The organism is Amycolatopsis echigonensis, from assembly GCF_002846615.1.
Taxonomy (GTDB): Bacteria; Actinomycetota; Actinomycetes; order Mycobacteriales; family Pseudonocardiaceae; genus Amycolatopsis; species Amycolatopsis echigonensis.
Genome location: NZ_PJMY01000003.1, coordinates 2,986,047 through 2,999,819, shown reverse-complemented (window position 1 = coordinate 2,999,819; position 13,773 = coordinate 2,986,047). Strand labels below are relative to the sequence as shown.

Genomic DNA, 13,773 nt, shown 5'->3' with positions numbered 1-13,773 from the left:
TCCGGCGTCCCCCGGCTAGGACAGCGCGTCCGCGACCGCCTTGCGCGCCGAGACCGGATCGACGGTGGCCAGCGCCGCCTCCGCGATCTCGCGGGCCTGCTTCCGCGACACCGTCGACAGACTCGCGCCGACCGCCCGGATCGCCGGGGCGTTCATCGACAGACTCGTCAGGCCGAGCCCGGCCAGCACCAGCGCGAGCCGCGGGTCGGCCGCGGCCTCGCCGCACACGCCCGCCGGTTTTCCGGTCGCTTCCGCCGCGTCGCCGATCAGCTTCAGCAAGCGGAGCAGACCGGGCTGCCACGGGTCGTTCAGCTTCGCCACCGCGCCGAGCTGGCGGTCGGCGGCGAAGGTGTACTGGGCCAGGTCGTTCGTGCCGACGGAGACGAAATCGACCACGCCGAGAATTTCCCGCGCCAGCACCGCGGCGGCGGGGATCTCGATCATCACGCCCGCCCGCGCGATCCCGGCGGCGCGCACGCGTTCGGCGAACCAGGCGGCTTCCTCGACGGTGCCGACCATCGGGGCCATCACCGAGACTTCCGCGCCGGAATCCTCCGCCGCGCCCGCGATGGCTCGCAGCTGCCGGTCGAGCACCTCCGGCCGGTCGAACGCGATCCGCAGGCCGCGGACGCCGAGCGCCGGGTTGGGCTCGTCCTCCGGGGACAGGAACGCGAGCGGCTTGTCCGCGCCGGCGTCCAGCGTGCGCACGATGACCGGCTTGCCGCGGAACGGCGAAAGCACTGCGGCATAAGCTTTTCGCTGCTCTTCGACAGACGGCTCGGCCGGCGCGTCGAGGTAGCAGAACTCGGTGCGGAACAGCCCGACGCCCTCGGCGCCCGCGTCCGCGGCGGCCTGCGCGTCGGCCGGGGAGCCGACGTTGCCGTACACCTTCACCCGGTGCCCGTCGGACAGTTCCCCGACGCCGTTCCACTCGGCCGGACCAGCAGCCGCGGCAGTGACGATCGGCGCGGACGGGTCGACCGCCTCGACCACGCCGGTGTCGCCGTCGACCGACAGCGCCTCGGCGTCGGAGGCCAGCAGCCCGCGCACCGCGACGACGGCCGGAATTCCCAGCGCCCGCGCCAGAATCGCGGTGTGACTCGTCGGGCCGCCCTCCTCGGTGACCAGCGCGAGCACCTTCGCCGGGTCGAGCCCCGCGGTGTCGGCCGGGGCCAGGTCGCGCGCGACGAGCACGCTCGGCGACGCCAGCTCGGGCACGCCGGGCGGGGCGACGCCGAGCAGTTCGGCGACGATCCGGTCGCGCACGTCCCGGACGTCGCGGACCCGCTCGGCCATGTACCCGCCTGCGGCCGCCAGCGCGTCGGCGAAGCCTTCAGCGGCCTGGTAGACGGCGCGGGCCGCGGGTAGGTTCCGCGCCGTCACCAGCTGTTGAGCCTGAGCGGCGAGCGCCGGGTCGGCGGCCATCGCGGCGGTCGTGACCAGGATCGTCGCGGCCTCGCCGGTCGCGGCCTCGGCCAGCGCTTCCAGCCGGGCGGCGACCGCTCGCGCGGCGGGTTCGATCCGGGCCGCCTCCGCCGCCGGATCGTCCGGCGCGGGCGTGCTGGCGGGTTCCCCGAGCGGCTCGGCGACCCGTACGACGGGTCCGCTCGCGCGTCCGGGGCTCACCGCGACCCCGGTCAGCGAGGAAGGGCGCGACAGCGACTCGGCCGGAGCGGCGGCACTCTCAGACATGGTCTAGACCATAGCTCACATAGACGGCGATCTCCCGCGGCGCCGCACCCATTTCCCGATTTCGCATCCGTTCGACCACCGGACGCACCTCCTCGTGCCACCAAGCGCGGGCCAGTTCGGCGCGGTCGCGCAGCACCCGGCCCCGCAAAGTCTGCCGGAAACCCCAGGCCTCCGCCGAGTCCGCGAGCCGGAACCAGTCGGCCGGATCGTCCAGCCACAGGTCGGTCCGGTCGGCGTCGGCGAGCGGAACCCGTTCCAGGAACATCCGTTCGGCCCTCTTCGACGGCAGGTCCGCGAGAGTCAGGCAGCGCATCGCCCACGCGACCGTGCAGACCGACCGCACCTCGGCCAGGACCGTCTCCGCGCCGCGCGCCCTGGCCAGCGCGATCCGGTGATGTCCGTCCTCCACGAAGTACATGTCGCCCAACCGCACGAGCCGCACCGGCGGAAGCTCCCCGACGGCGTCGGCGATCGCCCGCCAGCGGGCTCGCAGCGCGCGGTTTCGGGGCCGGAACAGCCGGTCGAAATCGTCGGCGCGCGCGAGGGAACCCACGACGCCGTCAACCGGGACCGAGCGCAGCCCTTCGTAAGTTTCCGCTGTTCGGCCCAGTGCGGCGAGCGTCTCGTCGAGCGGCATCAAAGCCAGCGGATCACGCGGCCGCGCCGCCGCGATCCTCCGCAACCGGGTCGCGTACCCCTGCCACCACGCCGAACCGAACGAATCGCCCACGTGACCTGCAACACGGTCCGGACGTGCCTCATTCCAGCTCGGCGGCCGTCGGATACGACGGCTGGGCGCCCCGGCGGGTCACGGTCACCGCGGCCACCTTCACCGCCCGCTCAGCGGCTTCGACCAGGTCAGCGCCGTCCGCGAGGGCCGCCGCCAGCGCACCGGCGAACGCGTCGCCCGCGCCTGTCGTGTCGACCGCTTCCACCTTGGGCGACTCGACCGTTGTCGACTTATCGCCTTCGAGTACCGCCGCGCCCTTGGCCCCGAGCGTGACGACGGCCGCGCGCGGGCCGAGGTCGAGCAGTTTGCGCGGGTCAGCGTCCTCCGAGCCGAGCAGGTACGCGGCCTCGTGTTCGTTGACCAGCAGGACGTCCAGCGCGGCCAGCGTTTCCGGCGACACCTCGGCCGCCGGCGAGAGGTTCAGCAGCACCCGCACGCCCTTTTCGCGCGCCCGCACCACCGCGCGCTCGATCGTCGGCAGCGGCACTTCCAGCGAGGCGACGAGCACGCGTACGCCGTCCAACGCCTCGTCGGTGATGTCCTCGGGTTCCAGCGCGGAGTTCGCCCCAGGGGAGACGAGGATGGAGTTTTCCCCGTCCGGAGTCACGGTGATGTAGGCGATTCCCGTAGGCCGCTCGACGGTCCGGACGAATTGCGTGTCGACCCCCGCATTCGCCAGCGAATCCCGCAGCAATCGACCGTAGGGATCGTCGCCGACCGCGCCGAGCAACGCGACGTCCGCACCGAGTTTTCCCGCCGCGACCGCGGTATTCGCGCCCTTGCCGCCAGGGGACAACGCGGTGTCGCCGCCCAGCACCGTCTCGCCGCCGCCGGGTCGACGGTCGACCGGCACCACCAAATCCGCATTCGCGGACCCGACCACCAGTACCGCATGACTCATGGCCGCCACTTTGCCATGACCCGTCCTTTCCGCCCTCGGTGCCCGAAAGTGAAAGTGTTTGTAACTTTCTCGGCGCGGAGTGCGACAATCAGGCGGAACAGCGAACGGCCGTCACTCGATCGGGGGATCCGTATCCCCCAGGCGTCACTTCCGTGCCGGGCTTCGCTCTTCTTCGAGCGTCACTGGCCTTGAGCCGATGACGTTGCCCCGACCGGAAGCGCACCGGAGAGGGCATCGGGTCGCCGGCGCCGATCACGTAGCCCCCCGAGTGATCGGCGTCGGCGGCGCCCCGATTCGCGCGCCAGGCAGCTGAATCGGTGTCCAGACCACCTAGACTGCCCAGATGAGCAGCCCCACACGCAGGGGTCGCGCGCGAGCGGCTACCGAAGCGGACATCCGCCGGACCGCGCGAAACCTGCTGGTAGGCCAGGGCCCGGAGGCCGTCACGCTGCGGGCCATCGCCCGGGAGCTGGGGATCACCGCACCGGCCCTCTACCGCTACTACGAATCCCGCGACGACCTGCTGGAAAACCTCCGTCTCGACGTCTGCACCGACCTCGCCGCCGAAATCGCCGAGGACATCGCGGAGCTGAAGGACGAGGGCCTGCTGCAGCTCTTTCAGATCTGCAAAGGGTTCCGCCGCTGGGCGCTGACCCACACCAAGGAATTCACGCTGGTGTTCGCGTCGCCCACCGGGTCCACCGGCACCGCGACCGGCAGCGCGCTGCGCAGGCTCGACGAGCCGTTCGGCCGGATCTTCCTCGCCGCGGCCGGCCACGTGCTCGCCCAGCACGACCTGGTCATGCCGCCGAACGACGTGGTCCCGCCCGAACTCCGCGACGACCTCACCGCGTTCCAGCAGGACCTGCTGACGGTGCTCAAGGAGTCCGGGCGGGAAATCCCGCCGGAGAAGCTGGACCTCGGGCTCACCTATCTGATGATCACCTTCTGGGCGCGGCTCTACGGCCACGTGACCCTCGAGGTGTTCGGCAACTACCCGATCCCGGTGTCGAAACCGGACGTCCTGTTCGAGGCCATGCTCACCGACCTCGCGCGAGACGTCGGCCTCTACTCGGATTAGGCCGCGTGGCCGCCGTCGACCGAGATGGTCGAGCCGGTCACGTACGCGCTGGCCGGCGAGGCGAGGAACGCCACCGTGTCAGCCACTTCCGCGGGCTTGCCGTACCGGCCGACCGCGGTCATCGACGCCTGGTCCGCGGCATAGGGGCCGTCGGCCGGGTTCATTTCGGTGTCGGTGGGTCCCGGGTGCACCAGGTTCACCGTCACGCCGTTCGGAGCCAGTTCACGGGACAGCGCCTTGGTCAGCCCGACCATCGCGGACTTGCTGACCGCGTACAGCACCATCCCCGGTCCCGGCACGCGATCGGTCACGCAGCTGCCGATCGTGATCACGCGGCCGCCTTCGCCGAGATGCTTGGCCGCCGCCTTGGTCGCGGCCAGCACACCGCGCACGTTGACCGCGAGCACCCGGTCGACGTCGTCCATTCCGGTCTGCTCCAACGGCCCGACGAAACCGACGCCCGCGTTGTTGACCAGCACGTCCAGCCGTCCGAACTCGGCGACCGCCGCTTCCACCGCGGCCTCCACCGCCGCCGAATCCGCGTTGTCGGCGCCGACCGCGAGCGCACGCCGTCCGAGCGCCTTGATCCGGTCGACCACTTCCGCTGCCTGCTCGGCGTTCACCGCGTAGGTGAGCACCACATCCGCCCCAGCCTCGGCGAGCCGCAGTGCCGTCGCCGCACCGATTCCGCGGCTCCCGCCCGTCACCAGCGCCACTTTGCCGTCGAGGTTCATGTCCGTCCTTTCGGTTTGTTTCGCTTTCAACCATCGAAGCGCCGAACAACGGGCGAAGCTGGCGTCTTTCGGTCGTGGCGGTCCGATTCCGCGCCCGGACGGCCACAGCGTGTGACAAACTCCTGCCAGCGGGAGAACGGGGGAGGGACGGGTTGCTGCACGTCCAAGAGCTGGTGAAGGTCTACAGCCAACGCCGCGTGGTCGACACCGTGTCGTTCAGCCTGCGGCCGGGCACGGTGACCGCCTTCTCGGACCGAACGGCGCGGGCAAATCGACCACGCTGCGGATGATCTGCGGCCTGACCACGCCGACGTCCGGGACCGCGACCATCGCCGGCCGCCGCTTCGGCGAGTGGCCCAACCCGGCGCACGTCGCGGGCGTGCTGCTCGACGCGTCCGCCGTGCACCCCGGCCGCACCGGCAGGCACCACCTGCTCAACGCCGCGAAACTGATGCGGCTGCCCGCCACCCGGGTGGATCAGGTGCTCGGGCAGGTCGGCCTCGCCGACGCGGCGAACCGGCGGATCGGCAAGTACAGCCTCGGCATGCGGCAGCGGCTCGGCCTCGCGCAGGCGCTGCTGTGCGATCCGCCGGTGCTGATCCTCGACGAACCGATCAACGGCCTCGACCCGGACGGCATCCGCTCCACCAGGCAGTTGCTGCGCGGGTACGCCCAGCGCGGCGGCACCGTGCTGCTGTCCAGCCACGTGCTGTCCGAAGTGGACCAAACCGCGGACCGCGTGGTGATGATCGGCCAGGGTCGCGTCGTCGCCGACGGTCCGCTGGAGAGCTTCGCCGGACCGGCTCGCACTCTCATCCGCACCACCGACCTGCCCCGGCTCACCTCCGCACTGCGGCAGGCTCGGCTCGAACTGCGCCAGACCAGCGTGGACGGGGTGTCCGTCGCCGCCCCGCTGAAGCAGGTGTCCGACCTCGCGTTCAGCGCCCGCGTGCAGGTGCTGGAGCTGCGCGAGGAACAGCAGAACCTGGAAGAGCTTTTCTTCCGGCTCACCGGAGGAGCCCGATGATCCCGGCGCGGGCACCCGCGTGGCAGGCCCCGGCGCAGCGGCGCGCGTCGTTCGGCACCGTGGTGGGCGTCGAGCTGCGGAAGATGACCGCGACGGTGGCGGACAAGATCCTGGTGCTCTCCGCGCCGGTCCTGTTGGTGACGCTGTCGCTGCTGTTCTTGCAGGGCGGAATGCGCGACTACACGCTCGACAAGCAGCTGTTGCCGGTGTTCCTCACGATCCGGCTCGGCGCGGTCCTGATGAACGTCGTGCTCGTGAAGCTGATCGCCGCGGAATGGCATTACCGCAGCGCGCAGCCGACCCTGCTCGCCCAGCCGTCGCGGCTGCGCTACGTCCTCGCTCAGGCCACCATCGCGTTCGGCGTCTGGCTGGTCGCTTCCGGGCTGCACCTGCTGATGACCTTCACCTACTACCGAAGCCGCCTCGACGCGTACGACACACAATTCCTGCTCGACGCCCGGACGGGCTCGATGGTCGCGACGATTCTGCTCGGCGGATTCTGCATGACCCTGTTCGCAGTCACCATCGGCTGGCTGATCCCCAACACCGCCGGAGCGATCACCGCCTACGTCCTGCTGTCGCTGCTGTTCGTGTTCCTGCAGAGCGGCATCGACTACGCGGGATGGGTCGATCCCGCCGAACCCGCGCGTCAGCTCGCGGGGATCGCCAAGCACGGACCGGTCGCGCTGGCGGCGTCGCTGGTGGTGTGGATCGGCCTGGCCGGGGTCGCGATCTGGCGGGCGGGCACGCGAGAAGCGGCGTGACCCCAGCTCAGCCGGCCAGCGAGCCGCCGCCGGGGTCGACTGTGTTCAGGTAGTCCTCGGTGGCCTTCTGCGCGTCCGGACAGAACCGCTGAGCGGTCTGGCGATCGACGTCGACGCTGTCGCCGGGGACCGGACCTTGGCCCAATTCGGCGCCGACCCGGACGGTGAGCACCTGCGGCGAACCAGTATTCACCGCGACCTTGCAGCCGTACCCGTCGAGCTGGGAAACCGCGTAGTAGCGGTCCAGCACCAGCATCCGGCGGAAGTGGTAGACGCTGTAGTCGTAGACCTTCCACCAGCCCGGCCACGGCTCCGGGATGCGCTGGTCCGGGTCCATCGAGCCGACCTCGACCTGCGTGCCCGCCGACCGCTTCATGACGCAGGCCTTGGCATACGGGTTGTACGTCGGCGAACTGCCGCCGAGGGTGCCCAGCAACGCCGGGTTCTTCTCGAACTGTGAACAGTCGCCGGGGAACAGCTTCGGCCGGCTCGTGATGACGGGCAGCGTGTCGTACGCGATCGAATCCGCCGGCAGCCGCGGCGCGGGCTTCCCCGGTGGCGGAGCAGGAGCGACGGCGCACCCGGAAAGCACTGCCGCCGCTACGACAGTGGCCACAGTGACCGCAGTGATCGCCCGGTTACGCACGGACAGCACAGTACCGGCCCGGGATCGGCTCCCGGGCCGGAATGCGCTTTTTCAGAGCACGATGTTGACCAAACGGCCCGGCACCACGATCACCTTGCGCGGCGTCTTGTCGCCGACCAGCGCGGCGATCTTCTCGTCGGCCAGCGCGGCAGCCTGCACCGCGTCGTTCTTCGCGTCCGCGGCCACGGTGATCCGCGAGCGGACCTTGCCGTTGACCTGGATCGGGTACTCGACCGAGTCCTCGACCAGGTACTTCTCGTCCACGACCGGGAACGGCCCGTGCACCAGCGAATCGGCGTGGCCCATCCGGTGCCACAGCTCCTCGGCCACGTGCGGGGCCAGCGGAGCCAGCAGCAGCACCAGCGGTTCGGCCAGTTCGCGCGGGGTCGCCGCGGCCGAGCCGTACACCTTGGTCAGGTGGTTGTTCAGCTCGATCAGCTTCGCGCCCGCGGTGTTGAACCGCATCTCCGCGTAGTCCTCGCGGACCCCGGCGATGGTGCGGTGCAACAGTTTCCGGTCCGCCTCGGTCGCCTCGTCCGCCGAAACCCGCAGATCGCCGGTCTGCTCGTCGACCACCAGCCGCCACAGCCGCTGCAGGAACCGGTGCGCGCCGACGACGTCCTTGGTCGCCCACGGCCGCGACATGTCCAGCGGCCCCATCGACATCTCGTACACGCGGAAGGTGTCCGCGCCGTAGGTGTCCGCCATTTCGTCCGGCGTCACGGCGTTCTTCAGGCTCTTGCCCATCTTGCCGTATTCCTGCTTGACCTCTTCGTCGCCGAAGAAGAACTTGCCGTCGCGCTCGACGACCTCCTCCGCAGGCACGTACACACCGCGCTTGTCGGTGTAGGCGAACGCCTCGATGTAGCCCTGGTTGAACAGGCGGCGGTACGGCTCCTTCGAGGAGACGTGGCCCAGGTCGTACAGCACCTTGTGCCAAAAGCGGGAGTACAGCAGGTGCAGCACCGCGTGCTCGACGCCGCCGACGTACAGGTCGACGCCGCCCGGGTCGTCCACGCCGTGCTCAGCCGGGCGCGGGCCCAGCCAGTAGGCCTCGTTCTCCGGCGCGCAGAACACGTCCTGGCTCGCCGGGTCGACGTAGCGCAGCTGGTACCAGCAGGAACCGGCCCACTGCGGCATGACGTTGGTGTCGCGGCGGTACTTCTTCGGCCCGTCGCCCAGGTCCAGGGTGACCTCGACCCAGTCCTTCGCGCGCGACAGCGGCGGCGACGGTTCGGAATCGGCGTCGTCCGGGTCGAAGGTCTTCGGCGAGTAGTCGTCGACCTCCGGCAGCACGACCGGCAGCTGGTCCTCGGGCAGCGCGATCGGCAGGTTGTTCTCGTCGTAGACGATCGGGAACGGCTCGCCCCAGTAGCGCTGGCGCGCGAACAGCCAGTCGCGCAGCTTGTACTGCACGGTGCCCTCGCCCGCGCCGCGGTCCTCCAGCCAGGCGATGATCGTCTTCTTGGCGTCCGCGACGCCCATGCCGTTCAGGTCGACGGTGTCGTTGGCGGAGTTGATCGCCGGACCGTCGCCGGTGAACGCCTCGCCCTCGAAGCCCTCGCCCGGGTCGACCGTGCGGACGATCTCCAGCTCGAACTTCTTCGCGAAATCCCAGTCGCGCTGGTCCTGCGCGGGCACCGCCATGATCGCGCCGGTGCCGTAGCCCATCAGCACGTAGTCGCCGACGAAGACCGGGATTTCCTTGCCATTGACCGGGTTCACCGCGTAGGTGCCGGTGAAGACGCCGGTCTTCTCCTTGTTCTCCTGCCGGTCCAGATCGGACTTGCGGGAGGCGGCGGCCCGGTACGCGGCGACGGCCTCGACGGGCGTCTTCGCGCCGCCGGTCCAGCTCTCCGGGTGCTCGCCCGGCCACTGCGCCGCAGTCAGCTTCTCGACCAGCGGGTGCTCCGGCGCGATCACCATGTAGGTGGCGCCGAACAGCGTGTCCGGACGAGTGGTGAAGACCTCGATCTTCTCGTCACCCGCGGCGAACGAGACCCGCGCGCCCTGCGAACGGCCGACCCAGTTGCGCTGCATCGACTTGACCTTTTCCGGCCAGTCCAGCAGGTCCAGGTCGTCGACCAGGCGGTCGGCGTACGCGGTGATCCGCATCATCCACTGGCGCAGGCTCTTGCGGAACACCGGGAAGTTGCCGCGGTCGCTGCGGCCGTCCGCGGTCACCTCCTCGTTCGCGACGACGGTGCCCAGGCCGGGGGCCCAGTTCACCGGAGCCTCGGAGATGTAGACCAGCCGGTGGTCGTCGATGATCTTGCGCTGCTCGACGTGGCTCAGCTCGGCCCACGGACGGCCGTCCGGCGTCGAGCGCTCGCCCGCGGCGTACGCCTTCTCCAGCTCCTCGATCGGACGCGCCTTGCGGGCGTCCTCGTCGTAGTAGGAGTTGAAGATCTGCAGGAAGATCCACTGGGTCCACTTGTAGTAGTCCGGGTCGATCGTTTCGATCGACCGGCGCTCGTCGTGTCCCAGGCCCAGCCGCTTCAGCTGGCGGCGCATGGTGGCGATGTTCTGCTCGGTCGTGGTGCGCGGATGCGTGCCGGTCTGCACCGCGTACTGCTCGGCGGGCAGGCCGAACGCGTCGTAGCCCAGCGTGTGCAGCACGTTCCGGCCGATCATCCGGTGGTAGCGCGCGTAGACGTCGGTGCCGATGTAGCCCAGCGGGTGCCCGACGTGCAGGCCGGAACCGGACGGGTACGGGAACATGTCCTGTACGAACAGCTTGTCCGAGGGCACCGGCTCGCCCTCTTCGGCGAGCGGGCCGACCGGGTTCGGAGCGTGGTAGGTGCCGTGGTCGGACCAGTGGTCCTGCCAGCGCTGCTCGATCTGCCCGGCCAGCTCCGCGGTGTAGCGGAACGGCGGGGCGTGCTCAGCGTCCGCGACGTTCTTCGTCGCGGCCCCGGTGGCCTCGTCAGACCCTGTCATCGCCGTCTTCCTCCGTGTCGAGCCACTCCAGAAACAACTCGACCCCCCAAGCCAGAAGGCATGAGGGGTCGCCGCGCCGAGCCGGTCATCGGACCAGGTCAGCGCGGCAGGCCAAGGAGCAGCCGAGCCATGTTCACGCACTCATCGTAACGCCCTGGTCAAAGCCGTTCCGACGGGACCGCCAAAGCGACGACCTGGGTCACTTGGGACGCGGAGAAGTTGTTGTCGCTGACGAGCACGAGACTGCGCTCCCCGGACGGCAGCGCCGGTCCCCAGGTCATCCCCTCGATGTTGTCCACCGTGGAAAGCGGGAGGTCGGAGAGGTCGGCGAGCAGCTTCTTCTTGACCGGCCGGACGTGCTCCGCGGTTGCCAGGGACGGGGTGTGGAGGACGTTCGTCGCGCCGGTGGTGTCGATCTCGAAGATGCGCACCTTGTTGCCGACGCCGGTGACGAAGGACCGCTCCATCATCAGGAACTTCGTCGGATCGGCCTGGTTCACCGCGAGCATCGACGAAACGCCGGTGTCCGCGAACCCGGTGGCCGGCTTCGGCGCGGAGAAAAGCTTCTCCTGCGGGTACGCGTACTGCGCGAGCACGGGTCCGGACCGGCGCTGGAGAGTGATCCGCGACAACGCCCCCGACGTCGGCGTGGGCGGCGGGCCGTCCTGCCGCAACGGTGCCTCGACCTCGCTGGCCAGCAGCGTGCCGAACCCGGTGTAGGCGAGGCCTTCGAGGACGTAGTTGCGGCGCGGACCGGCGTCCGGAGTCATCCGCTCGTTGGCGGGCAGCGGCAGGTCGCGGACGTAGTGCCCGTCGCGGGTGGCTTCGCGAATCGACGGCTGGATCAGGTGCTGGTCAGCGAGCCGGTCGCCTTCCTGCGACCAGACGTAATGCCCGCTCCACGGGTCGACGCGCAGTTCCTCCGGATCGATCGTCTGCTCGTTCTGCGGAGCGGCCGGGTCGTTCTTCGCGAGCGGCGGGTACGGCGTGCCGTCCGGGCGCAGCAGCGGATGCGTGCCGGTGAAGGTGACCGGACCCACACCTTTGGCGCTGACGTCGAACTTCGCGGTGTAGAAGCGGGCCGGGTTGACGGCGGACCGGTCGTCGCTGATGAAGACGTAACCGCCGGTGCGCGGATCGAAGTCGACCGACGACAACCCGCCGACGGTGGTGCCCTGGAACTGCAGGTTGTGCGGTACGAGCTGCTCGCCAAGCAACCGGACCGGACGCTGTGACGCCTGCGCTGTTCCCGGAACCAGCAAGGACACGGTGACGATCCCGGCGGCGAGCAGCCGGCGTCGCGTGGACGAAGACATGGCCCGTAGCACAGCCGACGAGGGTATCCGGGGCATTGCCGCGAGGTCACGCTTATCCTCAGGGGGTGTTCGCTATCGCGCTCGTCCCGATCGTCCTTGGTGTCGTCGTCGGCTGGGGTGGTTTCCTCGGCGTGCGCGGACGCCTGACCAGGGCAGGCGGGGCCGGAGTCCGGACCGAAGCCTCGATGCGCAGCGAGGAGGCGTTCCAGCTGGCCAACCGGGTGGCCGGAATCCCGACGCTCGCCGGAGGCGCGGCCGCGGTCGTCTGCGGACTCGCCGGTCTCGCGATCCCCGCCACCGCGGGCCTGGTGGCCGCCGCGATCGTCGGACTGCTCGGCCTGCTGGTGATGGTCGTCGCCGGTGCCCGGATGGGCGCGCGAGCGGCCCTGAGCGTGCCCGCGCCCTCGCCGGCCCCGGCCGGTTGCAGCGGCTGCGCGTGCGGTGCCGGCGGCTGCGGAGTCCTGCAGAAGTCCAGCGACGCCTAGTTCCGCTGCAAATCGCCAGGATGGGTGGCCAGCAACGCGAGCGGCACCCCCTGGCGGCGCAGCACCTGGCCCCACAGGTCACGGCTCGGCGGCGCGAGAATGTCGCTGGGCAACGCGGGGACGATCACCCAGTCCTCGCGCTCGATCTCGCCCGCGAGCTGCCCTGAATCCCACCCGGCGTAGCCCGCGAACACGCGCACGCCGCGCACCTTGGGCACGAGCACTTCGGGATCGCTGTCCAGATCGACGAGCGCCACCGGCCCCCGCACCGCGACCACACCGGGCACGCTGGAAGCGGACTCCCCAGTCCGCAACGCGGCGAGACACAGCGCGGTCTTCTTGTCGACCGGCCCGCCGACGAACACGGACTGCGGCTCCGCGACATGCGCGCCCCACCCCGGCAGGACGTCATTCACCGGAACATCGGACGGCCGGTTCAAGACCACCCCGAGCGTGCCCTCCGCCCGGTGATCGATCACGAACACCACCGTCCGCTTGAAGTTCGGGTCGAACATCGTGGGTGCGGCGACCAGGAGCGTTCCCGGTTCAACCTCGGCGTCCGCTGGCACGTCACCCATGATCCCATCACCCGCCGACGGAAATCCTCCCGGCACGGGAACACCAGCACCACCCGCCTCGTTGAGAACAGTGAGCCGGCGCACTCGTGTCCCCCGGGCTCACTGAAGAACCGCCTTTGTGGAATACCGGTCCGGCCGGAGCCACACTGCGCCAAGCCGCCGAGAGGCGAAACGAGTGCGCCGGTGTCGGCTTTTCGTGTTCGGTGCCTGCGGCACCTTCCCCGGGCCACCGGCGCTGGGTACCCGGGGGGCCGAGCCCCCCGGACCCCCGCGGTGCCTTCGGTGCGGTTTTCGGGGTGGTCGGGGGCGGGGCCCCCTTTGGCTTTCTTGGTGGCTGGGGTGGGTTGGGGGAGTTGCGTTTGGATTGCGGGTCTTTGTGCCGGTGAGGTTGCGGCCTTCGGGTGGGGTCGGCTGGGCCAGGGTGCTCTGCGGGTGGGGGGAAGGCGGAGCGTCCGGATGGGCGTGGGGTGCGCGACGGCGGGCTTCCTGGTCTGTCTTAGTGGGCTGGTTTGGTCCGGAGGACCTCGCTGCGGTCGAGCCGCCTTCCGACGGGGCGTTGCTCACATCGCCTGGCCTCACGTGCACTGCGGGCGGGGTCTCGCCGCATTTGGCCGCGCGTCGCTGCGCGAGGCACGCTTCGATCCAGGCTCTTAGCGGGTCGGTCTGGTCCGGAGGACCTCGTCGTGCGGTGAGCCGTCTCGGTTAGGGCACTGCCTGGGTGTCCTTCTCGCTTCGGCTGGTCTGTCGCGCTTTGCGGGCTGGGGCGATGTCGCGGCATCAGGCTCCACGGCCGCGTGCTTCGTTGTCTTGAGTCGCTTTGGTCGGCTGATCGCGGGACTGTGCGGTGGAGTTGGTGTGGTGTCTCGTTTCGGGGGTTTT

12 protein-coding genes are annotated in these 13,773 nt (G+C 70.2%); 4 read left to right on the top strand and 8 right to left on the bottom strand.

The genetic code is table 11. The features are described from left to right. Window positions 1-15: 15 nt before the first annotated feature. From ptsP to ATK30_RS19045, 3 genes are read right to left on the bottom strand one after another with little or no spacing between them, the layout of a single operon-like run. Window positions 16-1,692, bottom strand: coding sequence for a phosphoenolpyruvate--protein phosphotransferase (gene ptsP, locus ATK30_RS19055; protein WP_101436740.1), 1,677 nt, complete (start codon window positions 1,690-1,692; stop codon window positions 16-18). After that, window positions 1,685-2,422 (bottom strand): hypothetical protein, encoded by a 738-nt coding sequence (locus ATK30_RS19050; RefSeq protein WP_101436739.1) that lies wholly within the window; start codon window positions 2,420-2,422, stop codon window positions 1,685-1,687. Before ATK30_RS19050 ends, ptsP begins: the two co-directional genes overlap by 8 nt. Before the next feature lie 28 nt (window positions 2,423-2,450). Further along, window positions 2,451-3,323, bottom strand: coding sequence for a ribokinase (locus tag ATK30_RS19045; protein WP_101436738.1), 873 nt, complete (start codon window positions 3,321-3,323; stop codon window positions 2,451-2,453). A gap of 343 nt (window positions 3,324-3,666) precedes the next feature. On the opposite strand from ATK30_RS19045, the gene ATK30_RS19040 reads away from it, so the two are divergent. Then, window positions 3,667-4,404 carry a TetR/AcrR family transcriptional regulator gene (locus ATK30_RS19040; protein WP_101436737.1) on the top strand — a complete coding sequence of 246 codons (738 nt, stop codon included), beginning with the start codon at window positions 3,667-3,669 and terminating at the stop codon, window positions 4,402-4,404. Here ATK30_RS19040 and ATK30_RS19035 read toward each other — a convergent pair. Further along, window positions 4,401-5,138 carry an SDR family NAD(P)-dependent oxidoreductase gene (locus ATK30_RS19035; RefSeq protein ID WP_101436736.1) on the bottom strand — a complete coding sequence of 246 codons (738 nt, stop codon included), beginning with the start codon at window positions 5,136-5,138 and terminating at the stop codon, window positions 4,401-4,403. The genes ATK30_RS19040 and ATK30_RS19035 overlap by 4 nt on opposite strands. Before the next feature lie 286 nt (window positions 5,139-5,424). Between ATK30_RS19035 and ATK30_RS19030 the strand changes: the two genes are divergently transcribed. Together ATK30_RS19030 and ATK30_RS19025 are read left to right on the top strand one after the other, a co-directional pair. Beyond that, a complete protein-coding gene (locus ATK30_RS19030) occupies window positions 5,425-6,165 on the top strand; it encodes an ATP-binding cassette domain-containing protein (RefSeq protein WP_244194654.1) in 741 nt (246 codons plus the stop codon). Continuing rightward, complete coding sequence (locus ATK30_RS19025) at window positions 6,162-6,929, top strand: hypothetical protein (protein ID WP_101436735.1); 768 nt, start codon at window positions 6,162-6,164, stop codon at window positions 6,927-6,929. The genes ATK30_RS19030 and ATK30_RS19025 overlap by 4 nt, the downstream gene beginning before the upstream one ends. Window positions 6,930-6,936: 7 nt before the next feature. Here ATK30_RS19025 and ATK30_RS19020 read toward each other — a convergent pair whose 3' ends face one another. The 3 genes from ATK30_RS19020 to ATK30_RS19010 all read right to left on the bottom strand — a co-directional run bounded on the left by ATK30_RS19020 (window position 6,937) and on the right by ATK30_RS19010 (window position 11,831). After that, on the bottom strand, window positions 6,937-7,575 hold the full coding sequence (locus ATK30_RS19020; protein ID WP_244194653.1) for a hypothetical protein: 639 nt from the start codon (window positions 7,573-7,575) through the stop codon (window positions 6,937-6,939). 51 nt (window positions 7,576-7,626) lie between these two features. Next, window positions 7,627-10,515, bottom strand: a complete 2,889-nt coding sequence (leuS, locus tag ATK30_RS19015) for a leucine--tRNA ligase (protein WP_183125753.1) — start codon at window positions 10,513-10,515, stop codon at window positions 7,627-7,629. Between the two features lie 158 nt (window positions 10,516-10,673). After that, window positions 10,674-11,831 carry an esterase-like activity of phytase family protein gene (locus tag ATK30_RS19010; RefSeq protein WP_167441952.1) on the bottom strand — a complete coding sequence of 386 codons (1,158 nt, stop codon included), beginning with the start codon at window positions 11,829-11,831 and terminating at the stop codon, window positions 10,674-10,676. 65 nt (window positions 11,832-11,896) lie between these two features. On the opposite strand from ATK30_RS19010, the gene ATK30_RS19005 reads away from it, so the two are divergent. After that, complete coding sequence (locus ATK30_RS19005; protein ID WP_101436733.1) at window positions 11,897-12,316, top strand: SdpI family protein; 420 nt, start codon at window positions 11,897-11,899, stop codon at window positions 12,314-12,316. On the opposite strand, the gene ATK30_RS19000 is transcribed toward ATK30_RS19005, so the two are convergent. Next, window positions 12,313-12,894: a YqgE/AlgH family protein gene (locus tag ATK30_RS19000; protein ID WP_167441951.1), complete on the bottom strand. Its 582-nt coding sequence runs from the start codon at window positions 12,892-12,894 to the stop codon at window positions 12,313-12,315. The genes ATK30_RS19005 and ATK30_RS19000 overlap by 4 nt on opposite strands. Between the last annotated feature and the right edge of the window lie 879 nt (window positions 12,895-13,773).